The sequence below is a fragment of the Lacimicrobium alkaliphilum genome (assembly GCF_001466725.1).
GTDB classification, from domain to species: Bacteria; Pseudomonadota; Gammaproteobacteria; order Enterobacterales; family Alteromonadaceae; genus Lacimicrobium; species Lacimicrobium alkaliphilum_B.
In genome coordinates this window covers 3,763,262-3,788,718 of the sequence record NZ_CP013650.1, presented here as the reverse complement: position 1 = coordinate 3,788,718, position 25,457 = coordinate 3,763,262, and the positions used below count along the sequence as shown (strand labels likewise).

Below are 25,457 nucleotides of genomic sequence, written 5' to 3'. Positions count from 1 at the left end.
TTTTATCAACTCTCTTGCTGGCTATCACAGTCCAGCCTTCTACTCAGGATTATTTAAGCTTGCTGTGCCCAAGGCTGCGCAATACTTCTATGCAGGCACCGAGCGAGTGGTAATCGCATTTGGCCCCGGCGGCACTTTTCTGATTACTGGTCTTACTGTTATCCCGGTTGAGTAATCTGAACCAGGCACCGTACTGATGATCGATCATATGCTGCCAGCTGTACTGCCACAGAGATTCATATTGTTGTAAGTACTTACTTTCATCAGTGGTTTTATACAGCAGTGCGGCCGCAGCGAAGCTTTCCGCCTGGACCCAGAAATATTTGTCCTCGTCACACCAGTTACCCTGAGGGTCGAAGCCATACACCAGCCCGCCATATTCTTTGTCCAGGGCCTTTTCCCAGGCCCTATCAAACAGGCTGCAGGCCCGTTCCAACAGCCAGGGCTGTGGGGCATGGCGGTGTAATATCAGCAGCAGCTTGCTCCATTCGGTCTGATGGCCGGGCTGAAAACCCCAGGGGCGGTAAAGGTTCTTGGGATCCGCTTTGTTATATTCCCAGTCCGGCTTAAAGTCCTCGGTGTAATGCTCCCACACCAGGCCATCGGTGAGGTCGGCCTGACGCAGTGCGATATTTTCTGCCAACTGCTGTGCCCGTTGTAAAAACTGAGGCTTTTCTGTGGCCTCCCAGGCCGCTAACATGGCTTCACACAGATGCATATTGGCGTTCTGACCCCGATAAGGGCTGAGCACCCCATCGGCGCTGATTTCATCGGCATACAGACCATATTCAGATTGCCAGAATCTCGATTCGAGCAGAGCATAGGTGTCCAGCAGGGGTTGATCATTATCTATCAATCCGGCTTTTCGGACAGCCGCATAGGCTAACAGCACAAAGGCATAACCATAGGCCTGCTGTGTCATATCCAGTGGCTGATGGTTGTTCAGGGTCCAGGCATAGCGCTGGCTGTCCGGCTGCCAGTGGACATTCTCCAAATAATTAAGTCCATGTAAGGCAATATCTCTATATTCTTCTTTTTCAAACAGCATATAAGCGCTGGCATAGTTGACGATGATTCGGGTGCTGCTGACCAGTTGCTTGAAATGGGTATCGAACAGGCTGCCATCATCCAGATAGTTCTGATGATAGCCGCCGCTTTTATCCACAACACTGGGAGTATAAAAATCCACAATGCTCTGGCAATGCTGAATAAGAAAATTCTGATCGTAAAAGTTCATTCCGGACTCCCGAATATGGTTCTGAATTGTTCTGGCTGATGGCCTTGCTCAGCCAATGCCTGAAACACGGTGGTCAGTGTTGGCAAAGCGGGAAAGGCCCCTGGCAGTGTCACTGCGTGGGCGCCACAATGGCTGGCAAAGATCAGCAAAGGCTCCAGCGTTTCTGGTCGGCCAATCTGTGCGCCGGCATTATCAATTACACTCAGGGCATACAGAAAACCTCCAATAAAGGCATCGCCCCCTGCGGTGGTATCCACGGCTTTGACTTGTGGTGGCTGAATCTCACCCTGGTGGGTGGCAGTATGGTAATGGATGCTGTTGGCACCGTCGGTCGCCAGCAACAGACGGCATCCCTGCTGCAGACAGTGACGAATATAGGTAGGACTATCACCAGCGCTGAGATAGTCGAGCTCTTCTTTAGAGAACTTCACCACATCGGCCTGATACACCAGTTTATTTACGGATTCGCGGTCTGCCTCGCCTTCAGGCCAAAGATTATGGCGAAGATTAACATCGAAGCTGACCAGAGCGCCCTGCTGTTTGGCCAGTCTGAGCAGATGTTCTGAGCAATCGGCTATGGCTTCTGTGGTCAGGGTGTTGCTGCACAGATGCAAAATACTGTTGTTATCAAACCAGTCAGGGTCACATTGTTGCTGATTAAACAGCACATCGGCGGTTTGATCGCGGTAGAAGGAGAAGCTGCGTTCGCCCTGTTCGTCCAGCATCACAAAGGCCAGAGCCGTTCTGGCACTGGCATGTTGAAAAACCAGTGAGGTGTCTACACCGTAGGCCGCCATGGCCTGAATCAGAAAGTCACCGAAGGCATCCTGGCCAACCTGGCCAACAAAGCGGGCATTGCCGCCCAGTTTGGCTACTGCCACCGCGGCATTTGCCGGTGCGCCGCCAGGATACTGGCGAAACTCCGGTAACGTCAGTGGCCCTTGTTGAGACTGGTTAAAATTCAGAAAATCAATCAGCGCTTCGCCAAAGCAGATAACGGCTTTCATGGGGTTGGGTTTCATAAGCTTACCGGTACCTCCTGTTGTGCTGCAGGGCGTTTGGAGCCGACCAGTGCATACCAGCCGATATAAATGTAAGCCAGCATGGGTACCACAAAACTGAACTGTACCGAGGTACCATCAGCCACCAACCCCTGAATCAGGGGCAGAATGGCACCGCCGACAATGGCCTGGCAAAGCAGCCCGGAACCACGACTGGTAAGCGGCCCCAGCCCGCGAATGGCGAGGGTAAAGATAGTGGGAAACATGATAGAGTTAAAAAAGCCGACAGCGATCACTGACCACATCGCCAGCGCGCCACTGCTGTTAATGGATACCAGCAACAACACAATCGCCATGATGCTGTTAAACGCCAGTACATAAATAGGCGCAACAAAGCGGGTAAGCGCCGCCCCCACAAAGCGTCCAATCATGGCGCCGCCCCAGTAGTAGGAGACCATCTGGCTGGCCTGGTGTTCACTTAAGCCACCGATATGAGGCTGACCAAAATAGTTGACCAGAAAGCTGCCGATAGTCACCTCGGCGCCCACGTATAAAAAGATCGCCAGGGTGCCGAACACCAGCGCTTTTTGTTGCCAGATACTGTCGCCTTGCTGTGCAGTATGCTCATCCTGAGACTCAATCACCGGCAGTTTAAGAAACTTAAAACTCAAAGCCGTCAGCAGCATCACGCCCGCTATCAACAGATAGGGCAACTGCACAGACTTGGCGGTGATTTGCTCCGATTCCACCGCGCCAAAAATCAGCGCTGCACCGAACAATGGGGCCAGGGTATGGCCCAGAGAATTGATGGCCTGAGCCAGATTCAGGCGGCTGGCGGCGGTGCGCTCCGGCCCGAGGATAGACACATAGGGGTTGGCCGAAACCTGCAATATGGTCACACCGGCAGCAAGGATAAAAAGTCCCAGCAAAAACAGGCCATAGACTGCCACTTCTGCTGCTGGATAAAACAAACCACAACCCAGGGCGATGGTACACAACCCGACGATAATGCCGCGAATATAACCGATGCGCTCGATCAGCTTTCCGGCCACGGGAGAGACAATAAAATACGCGCCGAAGAAACAGAACTGTACCAGCATGGCCTGGGTATAGCTGAGTGAAAAGGTCGCCTTCAGGTGGGGGATCAATATGTCATTGAGGGCGGTGATAAAGCCCCAGATAAAGAATAAGGTGGTCATCGCCGCAAAGGCGAAATGGGTGTGACTTTGTTGCCCCTGACGGCCAGGTGACTGTGGAGGAATGGTTGCCATGATGGATATCCTGGTTAATGAATCTGTTGGTTTATAAAGCCAGGGGCCTGCAATGTCTCTGCAGGCCCGATGATGATTATCCTGCCTTACTTATCAGCCAAAGACAGGGAATAGGGAACGGCATCAGATGATGTACCCCAATCCTTATCAGGCTGTCTGCCCATCTGAAAACGCAATGTGCCACCGGCCTGGATAGCATGATGGTCAAGCCAGGTTTTGTCATAGGGCTCACCATTAAGCCAGGCCTGTTGAATATAAGGCGCCTGAGGACCATTGCGGTCAGCTTCAATCACAAACTCACTACCATCTTCCATGGTCAGGGTGACTTTGTTAAACAGCGGGCTGCCAATCACATATTCTGTGGTGCCGGGGGTAACAGGGTAGAAACCCAGTGCGCTGAACACATACCAGGCCGAGGTCTGGCCGTTATCTTCATCTCCTGCGTAACCATCGGGCGTGGCAAAGTAGAGTGTGTCCATTACCTCGCGCACTTTCTGCTGCGCCTTCCACGGCTGCCCGGCATGGTTGTACAGATAGATCATATGCTGAATAGGCTGATTGCCGTGGGCGTAGTTACCCATATTCACAATCTGCATTTCACGAATCTCATGGATGGTAAAACCATAATAGGAGTCGTCAAACAGCGGCGGCATCTCAAACACTTCATCGAGCTTATCAATAAAGGCTTGCTGCCCACCCATAAGCTGTTTCAGGCCTTCAACGTCATGGAATACCGACCAGGTGTAATGCAGGGCATTGCCTTCGGTAAAAGCATCGCCCCATTTCAAGGGGTTAAAGGGGGCCTGAAAGCTGCCATCCTCATTCTTACCGCGCATCCAGCCGCTTTGCGGGTCAAACAGATGACGGTAATTCAGTGAGCGCTGACGGAATTTTTCGGCGTCTTCCTCTTTGCCCAGTAAGCTGGCCAGTTGATAGAGGTTAAAATCGGCAAAGGCATACTCCAGGGTGCGGGCGGCGCTTTCGTGAATGCCCACATCATAAGGCACATATCCCAGCTCATTGTAATAATCCACGCCCTCACGGCCCACAGATGTCATTGGACGCCCCTCGTCGACCTCGGCGTTTTTCAGTGCGGCTTCATACAGTGTATCAATATCAAAACCGCGAATGCCTTTGATATAGGCATCGGCAATATTAATGGCCGAGTTGGAACCAATCATCACATTGCGATGGCCGGGACTGGCCCACTCAGGCAGCCAGCCTGATTCCTTATAGGTGTTGACCAGGCCCTGCATAAATCTGGCATCCTGCTCAGGGTACATCAGGGTGAAGAAGGGGAAGACCGCGCGAAAGGTGTCCCAGAAGCCGTTATCGGTAAACATATAGCCCGGCAACACCTCACCGTTGTAAGGGCTGTAATGGACCATCTCATTGTCGGCATTAAATTCATAAAACTTGCGCGGGAATAGCAGTACCCGATACAGCGTGGAGTAAAAGGTACGTACCTTGTCCAGATCGCTGCTTTCTACCCGGATACGGGACAGCTCCTGCTGCCAGTCCTGTCGGGCTTTTCGGCGGGTGACCTCAAAACTGTCATTGCCCACTTCCCGTTCAAGATTTAGCTGCGCCTGCTCCGGACTGATAAAAGACGAGGCCACTTTGACATTAACCTGCTCGCCGCGCCCGGTCTTAAAGCCGATAATGGCGCCCACATGTTCGCCTTTGCTTTCAAGACTGTTGGTTTGTAGCTGCCACTCATCCTGCCAGGTGTGGGTGATCTCAAAATCTTTGTCGAACTCGGCGACAAAGTAATTGTGGAAGTTGTCCGGCACTCCACCATGGTTATTACGGGCATAGCCGATAATCTTACGTTGTTCGGGAAGGATTTTAACCATCGAGCCTTTGTCGAAGGCATCCAACACAAGGTAAGAGGTTTTCCGCTCAGGGAAGGTAAAGCGGAACTGGGCAGCTCTTGTTGTCGGGGTGACTTCGGCGGTGACATCATGATCGGCCAGATAAACGCTGTAGTAATCCGGGCTGACCTGCTCTGCCTTATGGGAAAACCAGGATGCGCGACTGTCCTGATCGAATTTAAGCTCGCCGGTAACCGCCATAAAGGAGAAGGCACCATAGTCATTTAACCAGGGGCTGGGCTGATGAGTTTGTTTAATGCCGCGGATCTTGTCATCCCGGTATTTATAGGTCCAGCCGTCGCCCATAGGTGCGGTCATGGGCGTCCAGAAGTTCATCCCCCAGGGCCTGGCAATGGCGGGGTAAGTATTGCCGTTGGAGAGGCTGAATTTGGAATCTGTGCCCATCAACGGGTTCACATACTGCACCAGGTCCTGCTGTACCAGATTCACCTGCTGTGGGTTGATATTGTGCGAAGGATTACTCTCACAGGCCATTAGTGACAGGCCGACAAGAGTGGCAATACAGAGTCTGTACATACTGTTCCCCTGAGTTAAAGGATATTTCAGCTTCGTGAGCAACGGATTGTAAAAAGCCTGTAACCCGGTCCGAAGCGAATTTTAACAAAAGTTAACTGTAATCGATTACATTTGCCTCGTCCAGCCCTCCTTGATGCTAAATTTCAGAGGAGCCTGATAAACTTGACTTAAAAATGCCAGGATTGGTAGCTGCCGGTTTGTATGATATCGATTACAACGCCCTTGCTATTACGGCCCGGCAATGGAATTATATGCAACCAGTAGCTGTTAGCCTGTGATTCTCTGCTCGGGTACTGAGCAGAGGTTGTTAACAGCGTTAGTCCAATAAAAGTGCTTAACACCATGACCAATATTAAAAAAGTAAGCCAGTTGGCGGGGGTATCGACGGCGACGGTGTCGAGGACGCTGAAAAGCCCGGATCTGGTTACGCCGCAGACCCGCGAGAAGGTGATGAAGGCGGTCAAGCAAGCTGGTTATCGGCCCAACTGGCTGGCTACCAGCGTTAAAACCGGCAAGTCTAATTCTATTGTGGTATTGGTACCGAACCTGGTGAATCCCTTCTTTATGCGAATTATCGAGGGTATAGAGCAGGCCGCCCAGGAAAAGGGCTTCTCGGTGTTGTTGGGTGATACCCAGGGTAAAGCTGAGCGGGAGCATGAATACGCCAGTATGGTATTAACCAACCGGGCCGACGGTCTGATCCAGCTAGACCATTCTTTCCCTTTTTCTGACAATGATGCAGATCTTGCCGCTTCGATACCTATGGTCAGCGTCTGTGAACGTATTGCCGGTCATCCGGATTATCCTTTTATTGAACTGGATAACTACGCCGCCGGACGGGCCCTGACGCACCATCTTATCGGCTATGGCCACAAGCGCTTTGGGGTAATAGCCGGGCAAATTGCCAGCCAGATCCATCATGACAGGCTCTCCGGTATCAAGAGTGTGCTTACCGAAGAAGGCATCAGTTTTGACGAGGATATGCTGGTGGGCGGCAGTTACCGGATAGAAACCGGTATTGAAGGTATTCAGCAGCTACTGGCTCACAAGCAACCGCCAACGGCGGTATTCTGTTTTAACGACGACATCGCTCTGGGTGCCATTCATGAAATAAAACGCCATGGTCTGCGGGTACCGCAAGATATCTCAGTAACAGGATTTGATAATGTGCGTACCTCAGCCTATATGGATCCGCCGCTGACCACAGTAGACCAACCGGCCTATGATATGGGAAGGCGGGCGGTTGAGGTCTTATCCAGAATGATTAACCGCCAGCCTCTGACCCGGACCCGGGAGATTTTGCCTTTCAGCCTGATTGAACGACACAGTACAGGCCCTGTGCATCAGGACTAGCGGCATGCTTTGTTGCCATAAGGTTGCTTTTGATGCCTCCCTTTCTTGTTGCGACGAATAGAAAAGTACTTTCATATCAAAAAGATAGCATCAATCCTTAAAGACCTTAGTTAATAAATTGTAATAAAATAAAGCCACTCTGTTGACAGCATGTTTTTGTGAGGCTAGTATTTTATCTCGTTTGTAATCGATTACATTTAAACTTTGTAATCAGAATGTATGAAGATTTTATAAGAATTTATAACTCACTGATAAAAAAGATATAAATGAAAATTTAGAAATTCAGTGTTTACGATTACATGAATCCAAGTGGAGAAGCTAATGGCAACCAGGAATACGACACACGAAGCCTCACAGACAAGAGGCTTTAACCGAACACTGCTCTGTCTGTCCATCATCAGCGCCATGGGGGCGGGTATGGCTCAGGCGCAGGACGCTGATACGGAGTCTGCGGCTGAAGATACCGAAGTGATTGAAATACGCGGCATCCGTGCTTCGGCTGCAGAAAACCTGGCGATCAAGCGACTGTCAAACTCAGTGGTGGATGCCATTACGGCCGAAGACATCGGTAAATTCCCGGATAAAAACGTTGCCGATTCATTGCAACGTGTTCCTGGTGTGGTAATCCAGCGAAGCGGAGGTGAAGGTGCCACGGTCAGCATCCGTGGGTTATCTTCCGATCTGACTTTTACTCAGTTAAACGGTAATTTCATTGCCTCTTCTCCCGGCGAACCAAGCCGCTCTTTTTCTTATGCACTGCTGCCGTCAACTATGATTCAGAAAGTGGAGGTATTTAAATCTTCCGAGGCCCGTCTGGATGAGGGGGGTGTTGGTGGTACCATTTTACTGCATTCTCGCAAGCCGCTGGATATGGAAAAAAATTCCGGTATCTTTAATATTGAGGCGACCAACTCCGATATCACCGACAAGAATGAACCTCAGTTCAGTGGCGTGTACTCGTGGAAAAACGACGATGAAGATCTAGGTCTCTTGCTGGGCTACACCAGGCAGGATCGTACCAACCGCTCTCAAACCTCACGTATCAATATTATGAACCAGAACTACCTGTACACCGAGAGGGTTGATAATCAGGAAGTTGAAGGGGGGCCACGGGCTATGCCGCTCAGAGTATGGTTCAGGAAGTACTGGAAGAAGAGCGCGAGCGCACTGGTACACAGCTGACGTTACAGTGGCGGCCCACCGATAATCTGGAAGTCGGGATGAACTACTTTCGGTTCACTTTGGGGCAGGACTCCATTCTCAATCAACTGGAGTACCCGGAGTGGAACAATAATGATCGCTTCTGGACTGACGTCAGAGTCAATGAAGCGGCCAATTTTGTTACCGGTATCGACTATCATGTAGGCGTATCCGGTGAACAGCAGGTATCGCCAATTCCAAGAATGAACGGCGAGTACAAGATTGAAGAGTCCACCTCTGATACCTTCGATTTCTTTATGGAATATGAAGGCCTGAACTTCAACGCACGCGTTGTAGCCGGTCATACCGAAGCTGAAGGCGGTCCCTCTGAGAAATACCGTGCGGCTTACTACGCAGGGGAATCATCATTGTTTTACGGATATGATTTTTCTGACCGAAAGATGACCACCTATATGGACCCTGACATGATTAATAATCTGGCCGCAGGTATAGGTGGTGAAGCTGATGCAGGTGCCACGGACTCCAGCTTTGTTACCGGTACTCAGGAAGAGACCTATGCCCAGCTCGACGTGGATTACTTTCTGGACTATGGCATCGTCGATACGCTGCGTTTTGGTGCAAAGTATCGAAAAGGTGAGATTCATCGCGATACCCGCAATAGCTTCTACCTGGATCCTGCACTGGATATTGCAGCCGAAGAAGCTGCTGGCGGTATCAATCTGGATGATGACTATTCCAAGAATGGTGGTATCCCGGAGCTGACCGGGCTGATTCGCCCTGAGTCGCTGGACAACCTGTCTGATGTGATCAATACCAACCTTTTCCCGGCGGTAGACTGGCATAAATATCAGGACTACCTGCTGGATAATTTTGTTCACTACACCCGCATTGAGCCTAACTATGTGTATGGGGTAGAGGAAGAAATAGCAGCGGCTTATCTTCAGGCGGATTATTCCTATCAGAATTTCCGCGGTAACTTCGGCGTACGCGTGGTAAAAACAACAACCACCAGCGGTTCGTCAGATAAAGTGAGGTATAGGCTTGACTGGAAAGACAGTGAAGGAAATGAGCTGCCTGAAGATGAACGCCTTTACGAAGAATTTATCTATATTGAAAAGGAAAACAGCGATACCAAAGTATTGCCCAGTCTGAACCTGGTCTGGGACATCGATAAAAACTGGGTGCTGCGCGCGGCTGCAGCCAAAGTGATGGCCAGGCCCGGATATGACGATCTGGGTCAGTTCCAGACCCTGACCTATACCTCCAGTGAGTATGCTGCAGATCGCTCATCGGCACCGGACTTTGATCCTATCGAGGATGTAGAGGGCTGGACAGGTTCGGGTGGTAATACTGAATTGCTGCCATTTGAATCCACCCAGTTCGATATATCTCTGGAATACTACTATGGCAACGGGTCGGGCGCCGGTATCGCGTTGTTTAAAAAGGATGTGGACAACTTTGTCGTGCCGCTGATTATTGACGTTACCCGTAATGTACCGGACATGAGTTTTAATCTGCCCAATGCCGGTGATGAAACGATTAATGTCAGTGGTGACAATATTCAGGTTCGGGATTTCTACACCACGGCTAACGGCACTAATGCCACGTCCAAAGGTATGGAAGTTTTTGTTCAGCATTTCTTCGATAACGGATACGGCCTCTACGCCAACTATACCCGCAATGACACCAATCAGGCTGACATTGAACTAAGTGGTGAAAAAGTCGGTGAATCGCCATTGGCCGGCAGCTCTAAATATCAGATGAATTTTTCCGTTTTTTATGAGGATGAGCTGTTTAGTGTGCGGGCATCCTATAACAAACGGGGTCCTACCGTCGGTGGATATAACTCTTCATGGGAAATGAACTACTACACGGATACCTATGACCAGGTGGATGTGAATGCCAGTTATAACTACAGCGAAAACCTGGTGTTTAATGCCTCGGTAATCAACCTGACCCAGTCAGATACCTATGTTCATCTTGGTGATGACACTAAGGACCGTTTTATCAGCAATTCTTACGGCGGCCGTCGCTTCTATGCAGGCGCTACTTACCGCTTCTAAGTGCACAAATCCAAAGCACTAACAAGAAAACGAATTGATAGAGGAATAATAATGAGCAAGCTCAAATTAACAAAACTCTCCGCCGTTGTAGGACTAGCTCTGACGGGGCTTTATGGATGCGGTGGCGCAGACAGTGCGGATCCGGCTGATATTCCGGTGACCCCTAAAACCACTTCTGCCGATCTGGTAGGGCAGGTTACTAAAGGGACCGTCAGTAATGCAGCGGTGAGCGTCACCCAGCTAAATGGTTCAACCATTGCAATTACTTCCGGTGATCGCACTGATACCGAAGGGCAAATCAACATGAGTGTTGAGGGTGACGAAGGCTTTGGTATCAACAGTATGGTTAAGGTAGTGGTCACTGCCGATGCTGATTCGAGTATGGTGTGTGACGCACCAGCCTGTGGTGATATGACCATGGGCGATGTGATTACCGGCGGCTTACTTTCCGGAACTGAACTGACCTCCATGACATATCTGAGTGTGCCTTTTGCGAATTCCGCAGATGGTACCGCAGATGCGACCTTCCGGGCGAATGCGCTGACCACGATCGCCACCGCATTGGTTGAAAAAGATGTGGCAGGCGGGCGCAATGTGTCTGTTCGTCAGCTATATGAACTCGCGCTTGAGGATAATTCACAAACTGCCCTCAAGGCGTTGGGTGTGGATGCCAAGCAGAATGTTTTCAGCGGCGATCTGGTCAGCGCTGAAGCCTATGAAAATTTCGTTTCAGGTGAAGACTGCGTGGCTCTTGTCGGCGAAGACGGTGAACCGACAGGGGAACAGGAATGCACTGATACGTTGGTCAGCACGGATATTATCAAACTGTCGCTGGCCAACGCAGCTTTTGCTGATATAGCGCCCGACAGTACGATTAATACTCGTATAAGCAACACCATTGAAACCATTGGTATAGCGCAGGAAGGGGATATTACCGTACTTAAGCCTCTGCGCGAGCAAATGCTGGCGACGGTTGCCGCGGTACCGTTTCTGGATCAGCTTGGAATGGCAGCCGAAGATGTTATTGACCTGGCCTTGCCCTTTGTGCAGGAAGAACTAAACACAGGGCCACTGGTTGCTGTATCAACCGACAATGCCACTATTACCGCCAGAAACCAGATTAGCGAGGCCGAAGCCGGACCGAAGGCGTTTGATGGTGATGTAAATACTAAATGGTTAGATCACAATGACTGGAATGGAGCACCCACGGAGGAAGACCCGTCCTGGATTCAGGTGGAATTCGCTGAACCTCAAGCTGTCAGTAGTCTGGCTATAACCAGTGCCAACGATGCGCCAAGCCGTGATCCTGAGAATTTTAATCTGCAGGCCTCTGACGACGGTGAAAACTGGGTAACACTGGCAGAATTTCTGGGTGAGACGTTTGATGAACGTTTCGAGCGCAAAGAGTTTAGTTTCGCCAATGGCCTGAAATACAGCCATTACCGTTTAAATATTACCAAAAATAAAGGTGATGACGGATTGATGCAAGTGGCGGAAATTGAGTTTTTCGGACCCGTCTACGCAGATGTGATTCAGCCCGCATCGGAGGCCAGTATTACTGCTCGCGGTGCGATCAGCGATAATGAAGCTGCGCCAATGTTGTTTGATGGTGATACACAAACAAAATGGCTGGACAATACTGCCGTGCCTACGGTGGAAGACCCGTCGTGGGTTCAGGTCGATTTTGCTGCACCTGTGGCCGTCGGTACACTGGCAATTACCAGTGCCAATGACGCACCCAGCCGTGATCCGGAAAACTTTAACCTGCAAGGCTCGAATGATGGAGGTGTAACCTGGGTAACATTGGGAAGCTGGCTGGCAGAATCCTTTGATGAGCGTTTTGAACGCCAGTTGTTCAATCTCGATAATGGCCTGGCTTTTAGCAGCTATCGTTTCAATGTCACCAAGAACAAGGGTGACGACAGCATGATGCAAATAGCCGAACTTGAATTAATCGGTCCACAACTGGCCGACCTCAACCATGCGCTTGAATACACCACCGTTGAGGCACGCGGCGCTATCAGTGATAACGAGTCGGGTGCCAAGGCCTTTGATGGCGACAGCCAAACCAAGTGGTTAGATAATACGGCAGTACCAACCGCAGAAGAGCCAGCGTGGGTTGAGGTGTCTTTGCCAGAGTCCCAGGCGGTGAATCAGGTGGTGTTGATCAGTGCCAACGATGCGCCGGACCGGGATCCAGAAAACTTTACCCTGCAGGCAACCCAGGACGGCGAGTATTGGGTGACCCTGGGTGAATGGTTAGGCGTATCCTTCGATGAACGATTCGAACGCCAGACCTTCCCGGTCGTCAATTCACTGGGTTACAGCCAGTATCGGTTCAATATCACCAAGAATAAAGGTGACAGCAACCTGATGCAGATTGCTGAAATTGGTCTGGTGGGCCCACAGTACCAGTCAGTGGTTCTGACTCAAAGTGGTGCAACCTTTGCGGAGCGCGCAGCCATAAGTGACAATGAAGCCGGTTCGATGGCCTTTGATGGCGACGCCCAAACTAAATGGCTGGACAATGGCGGTGTGCCAACGGTTGAAGAGCCGTCATGGATTGATATCTCACTGGATCAGGCCGGAACCATTAACCAGCTGGCAATGACCAGTGCTAACGATGCGCCGAGTCGGGATCCGGAAAACTTCCGTCTGCTGGGCTCCAACGATGGTGAAACGTGGTCGTTGGTTGGCGAGTGGATTGGGGAGTCTTTCGATGAGCGCTATGAACGTAAGGTTTTCCCCACCACTAATGGTCGCAGCTTTATGTTCTACCGGGTTGAAATCACCAAAAACAAAGGGGATGACAGCCTGATGCAAGTGGCTGAGATCGAGCTAATTGGTCCTCAGCTCTAGCCTCCTGAACGCGGCCAGAAATGTATCTGGCCGCTTTCCCAATTCTGAAATAAGGACTGGCGTCCATCCGGACCTGTCTGCACCACGTCAGATTAACTATGCTACAGACTGAATTAATGAAACCAGAGCAGAGTATGGGTTCGCAACAGCAAGATCCTTTGTTTATGGGTATCGATGGCGGCGGCAGTCATTGTCGGGTGCGAATCGAAGATGCCGCTGGGAATGTGCTGGGCCATGGGCGAGGCGGGCCCGCTAATCCCGTCAGCGGAGTAGAGCAGTGTATCGATTCCATACTGAGTGCCACAAAGGAGGCTTTAGCGGTAGCAAAGTTGCCCTGTGAGTGTATTCATCAACTGGATGTCGGCGCTGGCCTGGCCGGGTTGCACTTACCGGCTATGCACGATGCTATGGCGCTCTGGCAGCATCCCTTTGCCTCGCTCAGCCTGACCACAGATCTCGAGGTGGCGGCGTTGGGTGCTCATCAGGGTGAAGACGGTGCGGTGATTATTCTCGGTACCGGATTCAGTGCACTGGCGCGGGCTCAGGGTAAGGTCACCCGGATTGGCGGTTATGGCTTTCCCATCAACGCCACCTGTAGCGGATCATGGTTCGGGCTGGAAGCAATCAAGGCAGTACTGCTGGATGCAGAAGGTATCGGACCCGCCACAGCGCTTACCCCGGTGCTGTTGGGAGAAACTTCGCCACTGCAATTAGCGCAGCAAATGCAAAATGCGGCACCCGGTGAATACGCCCGCTATGCGCCGATGGTTTTTACACAGGCCAGCGAGGGCGATGACGTGAGCATTGGCCTGATACACCAGGGCGCAAGTTTTATTCAGCGGGTAATAGATAAATTACGGGAGACCGGTTGTCAGCGACTGGCCATGCTTGGTGGCGTCAGCCCCCATATCCGGCCATGGCTGAGCAAGGCCTGTCAGCAACAGATCACTGCCGCCAAAGCCACACCTGAACAAGGGGCAGTGCTGTTTGCCCGTCAGCGCTATACACAGCGTATAGCCCGAATCCAGTAAGTTTTTATCAGGACAGCCAATGACTTCACGACGACAGTTCCTCAAATTCTCTGCCCTTGGCACCGCTGCCACTGTGTTAATGCCCCAACTGGCGCACGCCGCAACAGTGAACAAGCCCATAGTGGTGTCTACCTGGGAACATGGTGGCCCTGCCAATGAGGAGGCCTGGAAAATACTGCAACGGGATGGCCGGGCGCTGGATGCGGTGGAAGCCGGAGTGCGGGTACCGGAAGCCGATCCTGATGTGCGTACCGTTGGCTATGGCGGTTACCCCGATGCCAGCGGCAGGGTGACGCTGGATGCCTGTATCATGGACGAAAACATGAACTGCGGCTCGGTGGCCTTTTTGCAGGATATCAAACATCCGATCTCTGTGGCCCGTAAGGTGATGGAGAACAGCCCCCATGTGATGCTGGTGGGGGAGGGGGCAAAGCGTTTTGCCCTGGAACAGGGCTTTAAGGAAGAGAACCTGCTCACCGAACAGTCAAAAGCCGAGTGGCAGGCCTGGCTGAAAGGCCGTGAGGTGCAGCATATTAATATCGAAAACCACGACACCATCGGCATGCTGGCGCTGGATGCCAATGGTGATTTATCCGGTGCCTGCACCACCAGCGGCGCCGCCTATAAAATGCACGGCCGGGTCGGGGATTCCCCCATCATCGGTGCCGGGCTATATGTGGATAACGAAATCGGTGCCGCTACCGCTACCGGCATGGGAGAACTGATGATGAAAACCGTCGGTTGTCATCTGGTGGTGGAGCTGATGCGACAAGGCGCCAGCCCGCAACAGGCCTGCAGGCAGGCGGTTATGCGTATCGCCCATAAGCTGGACGACTATCAGAAATTTCAGGTAGGGTTTCTGGCCCTTAACAAAGCCGGTGAGTACGGTGCTTATTGTATTCAGCCGGGTTTTAATTACGCCGTACGGGACGAGGCCGGCAGTCTGTTAAAAGATGGTAAAAGCCTGCTGGAGAGTCAGGCATGAGAGCGCTGGTTTTGCTTACCCTGCTATTCAGCCTCAGCGCCAATGCCGCAGAGATCCTGAGCAACCAGCCACCTTTTGCGCTGACCCTGGAGCAGGTGGCTCGCTGGACACCGGATTCTGAACTGGCCAGTTCAGAAAATATCTCCCGCCAGCCCCTGGCCAGGCGTATTGATGCGCCCCTTGGTGAGCAACAGCCGGGGCCGGCACGAGTGCTCTATGCCCCGGATGGCATGAATAACTTTGCCAATTACCTCGATACCCAACCGGTTTTTAATCTGTATAACTTCAGCCACTGGTCACAGATCCATGTGCTTAACTGGTTCGCCGGTACCGCCGAGCACACAGTACAAATTCCTGCCCGGCCCTGGGTGGACACCGCACATCGCAATGGCGTCAAGGTCATCGGCTCGGTGTTTCTGGCGGTGGCGCAGTGGGGCGGCAGTGCCGATACTGCTGAGCAATTGCTGGCACAGGATGATAAGGGGCGTTTTATCTTCGCCGACAAACTGATTGAGATCGCTGGCTTTTACGGTTTTGACGGCTGGTTGATTAATCAGGAAACGGATCTGACGGCGGTGAAGGATGGCAATAACCAGTTGCTTAAAGACCAGCGTGACCCAAAACGCGGCAAGGCGCTGGCCGCCCGTATGCTTAGCTTTATGCAGTATCTGACGGCCAGAGCACCCCAGAATATGGAGATCCACTGGTATGATTCCATGGTGCAAAGCGGAGAAGTGCGCTGGCAGAACGAACTGAATCAGCACAACAGCCGCTACCTGCAGGGCAAAGGGCGCGCCAGTGATGCCATCTTTCTCAACTACTGGTGGGATCAACAAAAAGTGCTGAACTCACACCAGCAGGCACTGGATCTTGGCCGCTCCCCTTATGAGGTGTTTTTCGGTGTGGATCTGTGGCCCAGTCGCAATGCCCAGCGTGCCTTCAGCCGCACCATATGGCTGGACTGGCTGTTCGACGACGGCCAGCCGCTGACGTCAATCGCCCTGTTTGCGCCGAATTTTAACTATAACTTCGACGGTGAGCCCCATACACCTGCCTTTAGCCAGTTTGACCAGGATGGTAGTGAGGCTGAGGCCTTTTATCGCGCTGAACGACGCCTGTTTGCCGGTGATAACCTGAACCCGGCGATCCCGGATCAGCAGGGCTGGAAAGGTCTGAATGCATATCTTGCGGCCACATCTGTTATTACCAGCCTGCCTTTTACCACCCATTTTAATACCGGCCAGGGCAAAGTGCTGATGGATAAGGGCGAAAAAATCGGCGGCCCCTGGACGCAGATGGATCGTCAGGACATATTGCCCACCTGGCAATTCGCCGTGTTCGGTAATCAGAATGTCAGCCTTAAATATGATTTTGACAAAGTCTTTGACGGCGGCAGTTCATTGGCTATTGACGCTGCGCGTAACGATGAGCAGGCACGTATTCCGCTGTACCAGACGTCTGTTATTCCCGGCGAATCCGGTCAGTTACGGGTGGTGCTTCAAGGCCATAAGGGGCTGTCAGTGTATCTGCAAACCGCTGACGGCCAGCAGTTTGATTTTGCTTTGCCCGCGAGCACGGACTGGCGGTTGAGTGAATTTTCTCTGTCTGCTCTTGCCGGGCAGAAAATACAGCGCATCGGCCTTAAGGTGCAAAGCGGTCAGGGGCAATTGGAAGCCAATTTGGGCAGGCTGGAGGTGACACCATGATTGAGGTGGAGATCTGTCTTGATGCCGATGATCTGACCCTGCTCAGACAGAATGTGCTGGCTGCTAAGGCCGGTGGAGCCCGGCGTATTGAACTGTGTGCCGATATGGCACAACAGGGTTTAACACCGGATATGCAGGCAATGGAGACCGCTTGCGGGATTTTTGCGCAGCCAGCAGGCGTAGTGGTGATGGTACGTCCCCGCGCCGGTGACTTTTGCTATGACCAGAATGAGCTGGCGCAAATGCAACGCAGTATTCAGCAGGCGGCCGATTGTGGCGCCGGTGGCGTGGTACTGGGTTGCCTGACCGCCAGTGCAGAGGTGGACAGGGCGGCGCTGCAAACACTGACAGAGCAAGCCCATCAGCTTGGCCTTAAGGTGACCTTTCACCGCGCCTTTGATGCGGTGGCAGACCCTGATAGGGCGCTGGAATGTCTGTTGCAGTGCGGTGTCGATCGTCTGCTCAGTGCCGGCACCCCATGGGGCAGCAGGCAGGCAGTGGTGTCGGGTTTGGGCCAGTTGCATCGCCTGATGGAGCGGGCGAAAGGGCGGATAGAACTGGTCGTTGGCGGTGGCGTGAATAGCACCAATGTGCCGGAGATCCTTAGCACCCTGCCGCTGCACACGGGCCCCTTGTCGGTGCACAGCTATTCGTCAGTGTCAGATATTACCGGCGCCGGGCAGGCTCGGGTAAACACAGATAAAGTCCGTCAACTGGTGCAGGCCTGCCAACCCTGAGCTGTTGTGAAGAGCGTTAATGAGCCCTGTGTCAGGGCATGTTTCTGGTATTTAATTTAGTCGAGTTGTATGACAGATAATCAGTTTTCTACTTCAGTTTGCCGACAACCTCTCAATGGTGCCTGGCAGTTTCGTCAGCAGGGCGAGCAGCAATGGCTGCCCGCTACCGTGCCGGGTTGTAATTTTACCGATCTGCTTGCCAATCAGCGCATAGAGGATCCTTTTTTCCGGGACAATGAGACCAATCTGCAATGGATAGAGCGCGAAGACTGGCATTATCGGCGTACTTTTGAGCTGAACTCTGAGCTGACCGGTTGTGATGCTATCGAGCTGGTGGCCGAGGGGCTGGATACCTTTTGCGATATTTTCCTGAATGGTCATCGGTTGGGCCGTAGTGAGAATATGTTTGTTGGTCAGCGGATTGAATGTAAGTCTTTACTGCGCCAGGGTGAGAATCTGCTGGAGATCCATTTTCGTTCACCCATTAATGAAGTGATGCCCCGGTACCGCAGCGCAGGTTTTGCCTATCCGGCCGAGAATGACAAATCAGATGAAAAACTCAGCGTCTATTGTCGTAAGGCTCCCTGTCATTTTGGCTGGGACTGGGGCCCGCGCTTTGTCACCAGCGGTATCTGGCGCGACATTTATTTACAGGGCACAGAATCGGCGCGTATCGATGAGCTGCACTTTGTTCAGCATCAGCTTAGCGCTGATCAGGCCAGTTTCAGTCTGGATGTGCAGCTTAGCAGCCTGACTGAGCAGCCCTTAACCCTGGAAGTGGCCTGTAAACAGGCGCCCAGGCTGAATCGGTGTGTATCTTTAGACGCGCAGCAGGATTCGCTGCGGCTTGATTTTGTGCTGGATAATCCACAGCGCTGGTGGCCCAACGGCTTAGGCGAGGCCTTTTTGTATGAGTTTGAACTGCGCCTGAAACAGGCCGGCAAGCTGATCGATCAGCGAAGCCAGCGTATCGGCTTACGCAGCATAGAGGTCATCAACCAGCCCGATGAGATGGGCGAGAGTTTTTATTTTAAGGTCAACGGCGAGCCGGTGTTTATCAAAGGCGCCAACTATATTCCCGGTGACAGTTTTATTCATCGTATGACGCCACAGCGCCATCGTGAATATTTTGATGCGGCCAGACAGGCCAATATGAATATGCTCAGGGTCTGGGGTGGCGGTATTTATCAGGATGATATTTTTTACCGGCTTGCCGACGAAAACGGCATCCTGATCTGGCAGGATTTTATGTTCGCCTGCACCTTGTATCCGGCGGATGATGAGTTTATTGCCAATGTCACCCGTGAGGCAGAGTACAATATCAAACGGCTGCGCAATCACGCCTGCCTGGCTATGTGGTGTGGTAATAATGAAGTGGATATGGCCATCAAACACTGGCAGTGGCCACAGAAGTTCGGCTACAGTGATGAACTCTATAAACGACTGAAACAAGACTATATTCGTCTGTTTGACCAATGCCTGCCGGAGCAGGTTGAGACACTGGATCCAGAGCGTTTTTATCTGCGCTCATCGCCCATAGGCTTCTGGGAAGAAGATGCCGATCATATGGGTAATCATCATTACTGGGGTGTGTGGCACGGTGAGGAGCCCTTCAGTGAGTACCAGAAGCGGGTGCCCCGTTTTATGAGTGAATTTGGTTTTCAGTCCTTTCCGATGCCGGAATCGGTGGCCCGTTATACCGAGCCCGGCGACAGGCAACTGGAATCTCCGGTCATGCAGGTGCATCAGAAACATCCCAGAGGTAACCATCTGATCTGTGCCTACCTGGAACAGGAATATAAGGCGCCCAAGGATTTTGATGCCTTGCTGTACTTAAGTCAGGTGCAACAGGCACAAGGGCTGAAACTTGCCTTCGAGGCCCATCGTGCCGCACGGCCATTTTGTATGGGTACCCTGTACTGGCAATTAAACGATACCTGGCCGGCGGCGTCCTGGTCCGGCATCGATTACTACGGCCAGTACAAGGCATTACATTATCAGGCCCAGCGCAACTTCGCCCCCTATCTTTTGACGGTGACAGAGCAGCAACAACGTCTGAGCATTACCTTAGTCAGCGATTTGCTCGCGTCTGAGCCTGCCAGTTTACATCTGAGACTGCTTGATTTTGACGGTCACTGCCACTGGCAGCAACAGCAGGTGCTGGATACACCGGCGAATACCAGCAGGCAGTTGCTTGAGCTCAGTCGCGCTGAACTGCTTAAGGGGAAAGCGGCTGAAAACCTGGTCTTACAGGTTCAGTTGCAACGCCCTGATAATCAGTTGCTGGCCGAAAACCTGTACTATTTTGTGCCCGCGAATCAGCAGGCCCTGCCACAGGCCAGTGCAGAGCTGGAGGTTGTGGCCCGGGATGACATGCTGGAGGTGCGGCTGAGCAGCGTCTGTTTACTGCGCCAGTGTTATTTGTCTTTAGCAGGCGTGAGCGCGAACTTTTCGGATAATTTCTTTGACCTGTTACCCGGACAACCGAAAAGCCTGTCTCTGGCTTTGCCGGGTAAGAGTCAGGCTGAGATTCAGCACCTGAGTGAGGGGCTGTGTTGTATTTCCCTTGCTGACAGTTACCAGGAGTAGCGGCAATGAATTTAAGCAGTATCGACCTGGTAGTGATTGCCGGTTATTTGCTCGGCACTCTGGCGTTGGGGCTGTATATTTCCCGCCTCGCCGGCAAGGATATGGGCGCTTACTTTCTGGCCGGTAAAAAGATCCCCTGGTGGGCACTGGGCGTCTCTAACGCCTCCGGCATGTTCGATATTGCCGGTACCATGTGGCTGGTGTCCATGTGCTTTGTTTACGGGCTGAAAAGTGCCTGGTTACCCTGGGTGTGGCCGATCTTCAATCAGATTTTTCTGATGGTCTATCTGTCTATCTGGTTACGGCGTTCCAATGTGATGACCGGCGCCGAGTGGCTGCAAACCCGTTTTGGCTCAGGTAGAGGGGCGGAGTTGTGCCAGTTGGTGGTGGTCATCTTTGCCCTTGTCAGCGCCGTTGGCTTTATCGCCTATGCGTTTAAAGGCATAGGAAAATTTGCCGCCATTTTCTTCCCCTGGGAGATCTCTCCTGATCTCTATGCCCTGATGATCTTTACGGTCACCACCTTGTACGTGATCAAGGGCGGCATGTATTCGGTGGTGTTCACCGAGGTGTTGCAGTTTGTGATTATGACCGTCGCCGCACTGGCGGTGGGGGTGATCGCCATTAACCTGGTGACCCCTGAGCAGATTACACAAGCGACCCCGGCAGGATGGGATCAGCTGTTCTTTGGCTGGCAACTGGAACTGAACTGGGACGGACTGATCGACAGCGTGAACAGTAAAATCCAGCAGGACGGCTTTGAGCTTTTCGGCCTGATGGTGATGATGATGCTGTTCAAAGGCGTGCTGTTCAGTATGGCGGGACCGGTGCCTAACTATGATATGCAACGCATCCTGGCAACCCGCTCTCCCAAAGAGGCGGCCAAAATGAGTGGTCTGGTGTCACTGGTGATGTTTTTCCCCCGCTATATGATGGTGGCCGGTTTATCGGTATTGGCACTGGTGTATATGGGACCCGAGATCCATGCGCAGGGTGAGGGCTTCGATTTTGAACAAATCCTGCCCTATGCAATTAATAACTTTGTGCCAGTGGGGTTAACGGGGTTACTGATTGCCGGACTGCTTGCAGCCTTTATGTCGACCTTGGCGGCATCACTGAATGCGGCGCCGGTGTATTTTGTTAACGACATCTATAAAAAGTATTTCCGGCCCGATGCCGACAAGCGCACCTATGTACGGGTCAGTTATCTGGTCTCTTTGCTGCTGGTGTTGATTGGTGTCGGACTGGGGCTGATGCTCAGCACTATCAACGAGATTATGCAGTGGATCTTTGGCGCCCTGTTTGGCGGCTATGCTGCGGCTAACCTGCTCAAATGGCACTGGTGGCGCTTCAATGCCTATGGCTATTTCTGGGGCATGATGGCGGGTCTGATATCGTCTCTGATCCTGCCTCTGCTGCTGCCTGGTGTGCATCCGCTGTTTGCCTTTCCGTTGTTATTGCTGCTCAGTCTGTTCGGCTCTGTTGCCGGTACTTTGATGACAGCGCCGGAATCGGATCAGGTGCTGTGCCGTTTCTATGCTCAGGTACGACCCTGGGGGTTCTGGGGCCCTGTGCGGCAGAAGGTGCTGGCCGAAAGCCCGGAGCTGGCAGAAGACATACACGGCGCCAGAGATCTGGTCAATGTGGCGGTCGGCATTATCTGGCAACTGAGCCTGGTGATCATGCCCATTTATCTGGTGATCCAGCAATGGTATGGCTTGCTGAGCGCCTTTGTGGTGACAGCACTGACTTCCTGGATCCTGAAAAAGAACTGGTTTGATAAGTTAAAAGAAGAGTAATGATGTTGAGAAAAACCTTGTACGCGGGGCTGACGCCCCTGATCACCCTCGGCCTTTTAATGGGTTGTGTCAGCACGGACACAGAACAATCGGTGGCAACAATACAGGATTCGCAGGCTGATGTGCTTAAGTATGTGGATCCGCTGATTGGCACCGGCGGCCACGGTCATACCTTTCCCGGTGCACTGGTGCCCTTTGGTATGGTGCAACTGAGTCCTGATAATCCTTCAAAAGGCTGGGACTGGACCTCCGGCTATCATTACTCTGACGACACCCTGTTGGGGTTCAGCCATACTCATCTTTCGGGCACCGGTGTGGGGGATATGCTGGATATTCTGGTGATGCCCTTTCGCGGCGATTATTCTCAGCGTGACAAAGACGAAAAGGGCAGAATATTCACCTCCTACAGCCATGACGATGAAGTGGCTGAGGCGGGGTATTATGCACTGACACTGCCCGAAGAGCAGGTTAAAGCGGAACTCACCGCCACCACCCGCACCGGCGTGCATCGCTACAGTTTTGCCGGGCAGCAGGATGCGCAGTTACTGCTGGACCTGGGTTATGCACAGAATTACGATAAGGCGCTGATGACCTTTATCCGGGTTGAAGATGAGAAAACCATCAGCGGCTACCGGATCTCCGGTGGCTGGGCCAAATACCAACCGCTGTATTTTGTTGCCCGCTTTGATCAGCCTTTCCGTCATCAGTTGTACCAGCAGGGAGAGCCCGTTGAAGGGGTGCATTTACAGGCGGAACAGGGGCAGGTAGTACTTAACTTCGGTCAGCCTGAGGGTGAGAAAGTCGTTGAGGCCAAAGTGGCGCTGTCCTACGTGAGTATCAATGGCGCCAGAGACAATCTGCAGGCAGAAGTGGCTAATCTGGATTTTGATGGCGCCAGGGCTAAGGCAAAACAGGCCTGGCAACAACAGTTAGTTAAGTTTCAGGTAGAAGACGAGAACAATGAGGCCAAGACTAAGTTTTATACCGCCTTGTATCACTCGTTTATTGCGCCGCAGGTGTTCCATGATGTCAATGGCGGTTATTTTGGTGCCGATGGCAGTGCGCACAGCGATCCAGGCTATGGCCGCTATTCTCTGTTTTCACTCTGGGATACCTTTCGTGCCCTGCACCCGTTGCTGACCATCAGCGATCCGCAGCGGGTGGACGACATGATCTACTCCATGCTGGGTTTTTATGATGAGGTGGGATTGCTGCCAAGCTGGGAGCTGATGGGCAACGAAACCGATGTGATGATCGGCTATCACGCCGTGCCGGTGATCGTGGATGCCTATCTTAAGGGCCTGACCACTGTGGATCCGCAGCGCTTGTTTGCTGCAGTGAAAACCTCGGCGATGCAGAACCGCTTCGGCATCGATCTTTACCGGGAATACGGCTATATCCCCTCAGAACTGGAAGTGGAAGCCGTATCCAAAACCCTCGAATATGCCTTTGATGACTGGGCCATTGCCCAACTGGCCAAAGCATTAGGTAAAGATGATGAATATGATTATTTTATGGGCCGCTCACAAAGCTATCGCACCCTGTTTGATGCCAGCACCGGTTTTATGCGTGGCAAAGACAAACAGGGCGATTGGGTAACCCCTTTTAACCCTGTTTATGTGGAGCATCGCAATACGGATTACACCGAGGCCAATGCCTGGCAATACACTTTCTTTGTGCCCCATGAGGTGGAAGGTCTGATTGAGCTGTTTGGCAGCGAACAGAACTTTATCGCCAAACTGGATGAGCTGTTTACCACCAGTTCAGAAATGGAAGGGGATGTATCACCGGATATCTCCGGCCTGATCGGCCAGTATGCCCACGGCAATGAGCCGGTGCATCATGTGGCCTACTTATATGCCTTTACCGATCAGAAATGGAAAGGCGAAGCCAGAATCAAAGAGATCCGCGATACCATGTATCAGGCTCAGCCCGACGGTCTTGCCGGTAATGATGATGTGGGCCAGATGTCGGCCTGGTATGTGTTCAGCGCACTGGGTTTTTATCCGGTTAATCCGGTGGGCGGCGACTATATACTGGGTACGCCGCAGTTTGATGAGGTTCTGATTCAATTGGGTAACGGCAATAGCCTGCGGGTGCGCAAGGAAAATGACCGCGGTGATAACTATGTAGACAAGGTTTATCTCAATGGTCAGCCTTTAGAGGCACAGAGTATCAGCCATAGCCAGCTGCTCAAGGGTGGGGAGTTGCTATTCCGTTTTGCTGACTAGTGTGCTGAAGTTGGTACCGTAAACCTGATTATAGAGATGCAGGTAAGCATCTTTGTCCTGCTGAGGAAGCCAGTCCAGATGAACCTGCAGGTATTCCCGGGTCTGGCTCAGTGTAGCGATGGCGTCGCTCAGAAGCTTACTGAGTCTCTTACCTTCAGGGGTTTTTGAGCACAGAATATAACCCAGCGCTCTGTCCGGGGCCTGAGCCAGGGCAAAGCTCTGCAATTCAACATAAGAGTTCAGTTGCTGATGGTAATGAAAGGCGCTGTTTGGATGCTCAAGCAGTGCCGAAATACGCCCACTGAGCAACATATCCATCATTCCGGCCCCCATATCCGAAGCGGTACGGATCCAGACTTTTTGCCGCCAGCTGGGTTCAAGCAAAATACTGTCAATTTCATCGCTGTAACGGCGGCCACCGACAACGCCGAACTGTCTTTCCGACATTTTATCCAGCACCAGGGGTAAACTGAGGACATTGCCCTGTTGCATAGCCTGCAGCTCTGCTGTTACTGACGCATCCTTTCTGGTGTACAAACGTAAGCCCGGAAAGACCGTTTGTGGCAACTCACTGGCATAAAAGCGCTCGGCACGATCTTTACTCAGTATTTTGTTACCGGCGCATGCGGCGGGGTTGTCTTCCAGCATCTGCAGGGCACGAATATTATTTGCCGGAATAACGCGGATATCTATTTCTGGCAGGGATTCTCTGAGCATGGCAAAGGTCGCTTCCTTGATCCCCATGGATGGAATGTTCTTGTGGGTACGGCCTCCGTCATCCGGGCTGACCCATAACATTTGCTCTGTTTCGGCGTAAACAATGGCGCTAAAAAACAGGAACATTGGTAGCAGTATTCGACGCATTCCTTATCTGTTGCTCCTTTGCGTGCAGTGTGTCGTTCAGAAGCAGAGGATAGTGCCGACATCGCCTAAAGGCCAGATAAAAGTTGTAACGGTGAATATACGGTTGGGTTCCAACGGATACGGATTTAATTATCAGACCTGTCGCAGTAGTTGCACCGG

Annotated in this window: 14 protein-coding genes and 1 pseudogene; 10 read left to right on the top strand and 5 right to left on the bottom strand. The window is 52.1% G+C overall.

Annotated elements, in window-relative coordinates:
* Positions 1 to 49: 49 nt before the first annotated feature.
* The 4 genes from AT746_RS17005 to AT746_RS16990 all read right to left on the bottom strand — a co-directional run bounded on the left by AT746_RS17005 (position 50) and on the right by AT746_RS16990 (position 5,920).
* Positions 50 to 1,237: an AGE family epimerase/isomerase gene (locus AT746_RS17005; RefSeq protein ID WP_062482843.1), complete on the bottom strand. Its 1,188-nt coding sequence runs from the start codon at positions 1,235 to 1,237 to the stop codon at positions 50 to 52.
* Positions 1,234 to 2,259, bottom strand: coding sequence for a carbohydrate kinase family protein (locus tag AT746_RS17000; protein WP_231730963.1), 1,026 nt, complete (start codon positions 2,257 to 2,259; stop codon positions 1,234 to 1,236). The genes AT746_RS17005 and AT746_RS17000 overlap by 4 nt, the downstream gene beginning before the upstream one ends.
* Positions 2,256 to 3,509: a sugar MFS transporter gene (locus AT746_RS16995; RefSeq protein ID WP_062482841.1), complete on the bottom strand. Its 1,254-nt coding sequence runs from the start codon at positions 3,507 to 3,509 to the stop codon at positions 2,256 to 2,258. The genes AT746_RS17000 and AT746_RS16995 overlap by 4 nt, the downstream gene beginning before the upstream one ends.
* Before the next feature lie 86 nt (positions 3,510 to 3,595).
* Positions 3,596 to 5,920, bottom strand: coding sequence for a GH92 family glycosyl hydrolase (locus AT746_RS16990; RefSeq protein ID WP_062482836.1), 2,325 nt, complete (start codon positions 5,918 to 5,920; stop codon positions 3,596 to 3,598).
* 342 nt (positions 5,921 to 6,262) lie between these two features.
* Between AT746_RS16990 and AT746_RS16985 the strand changes: the two genes are divergently transcribed.
* The 10 genes and pseudogenes from AT746_RS16985 to AT746_RS16940 all read left to right on the top strand — a co-directional run bounded on the left by AT746_RS16985 (position 6,263) and on the right by AT746_RS16940 (position 24,434).
* On the top strand, positions 6,263 to 7,273 hold the full coding sequence (locus AT746_RS16985) for a LacI family DNA-binding transcriptional regulator (protein WP_062482833.1): 1,011 nt from the start codon (positions 6,263 to 6,265) through the stop codon (positions 7,271 to 7,273).
* 321 nt (positions 7,274 to 7,594) lie between these two features.
* Positions 7,595 to 10,497: pseudogene (locus AT746_RS16980) on the top strand (TonB-dependent receptor).
* Positions 10,498 to 10,548: 51 nt separating this feature from the next.
* On the top strand, positions 10,549 to 13,356 hold the full coding sequence (locus tag AT746_RS16975; protein ID WP_062482830.1) for a discoidin domain-containing protein: 2,808 nt from the start codon (positions 10,549 to 10,551) through the stop codon (positions 13,354 to 13,356).
* A 116-nt stretch (positions 13,357 to 13,472) separates the two neighbouring features.
* On the top strand, positions 13,473 to 14,387 hold the full coding sequence (locus AT746_RS16970) for a BadF/BadG/BcrA/BcrD ATPase family protein (RefSeq protein WP_062482826.1): 915 nt from the start codon (positions 13,473 to 13,475) through the stop codon (positions 14,385 to 14,387).
* A gap of 19 nt (positions 14,388 to 14,406) precedes the next feature.
* The gene (locus tag AT746_RS16965; protein WP_062482823.1) at positions 14,407 to 15,372 is read left to right on the top strand and encodes an isoaspartyl peptidase/L-asparaginase; all 966 of its coding nucleotides are present in this window, start codon (positions 14,407 to 14,409) and stop codon (positions 15,370 to 15,372) included.
* Positions 15,369 to 17,078 carry an endo-beta-N-acetylglucosaminidase gene (locus AT746_RS16960; RefSeq protein WP_062482821.1) on the top strand — a complete coding sequence of 570 codons (1,710 nt, stop codon included), beginning with the start codon at positions 15,369 to 15,371 and terminating at the stop codon, positions 17,076 to 17,078. The genes AT746_RS16965 and AT746_RS16960 overlap by 4 nt, the downstream gene beginning before the upstream one ends.
* Complete coding sequence (locus AT746_RS16955) at positions 17,075 to 17,815, top strand: copper homeostasis protein CutC (RefSeq protein WP_062482819.1); 741 nt, start codon at positions 17,075 to 17,077, stop codon at positions 17,813 to 17,815. The genes AT746_RS16960 and AT746_RS16955 overlap by 4 nt, the downstream gene beginning before the upstream one ends.
* Before the next feature lie 69 nt (positions 17,816 to 17,884).
* Positions 17,885 to 20,404 carry a beta-mannosidase gene (locus tag AT746_RS16950; RefSeq protein WP_062482817.1) on the top strand — a complete coding sequence of 840 codons (2,520 nt, stop codon included), beginning with the start codon at positions 17,885 to 17,887 and terminating at the stop codon, positions 20,402 to 20,404.
* Positions 20,405 to 20,409: 5 nt separating this feature from the next.
* Entirely contained in the window at positions 20,410 to 22,203 is a 1,794-nt protein-coding gene (locus tag AT746_RS16945; RefSeq protein WP_062482815.1) for a sodium:solute symporter family protein, read from the top strand.
* A gap of 2 nt (positions 22,204 to 22,205) precedes the next feature.
* Positions 22,206 to 24,434 (top strand): GH92 family glycosyl hydrolase, encoded by a 2,229-nt coding sequence (locus AT746_RS16940; protein WP_420480318.1) that lies wholly within the window; start codon positions 22,206 to 22,208, stop codon positions 24,432 to 24,434.
* Here AT746_RS16940 and AT746_RS16935 read toward each other — a convergent pair.
* Positions 24,414 to 25,298 carry a hypothetical protein gene (locus AT746_RS16935; protein ID WP_156413731.1) on the bottom strand — a complete coding sequence of 295 codons (885 nt, stop codon included), beginning with the start codon at positions 25,296 to 25,298 and terminating at the stop codon, positions 24,414 to 24,416. The two genes, AT746_RS16940 and AT746_RS16935, sit on opposite strands and share 21 nt — an antisense overlap.
* Between the last annotated feature and the right edge of the window lie 159 nt (positions 25,299 to 25,457).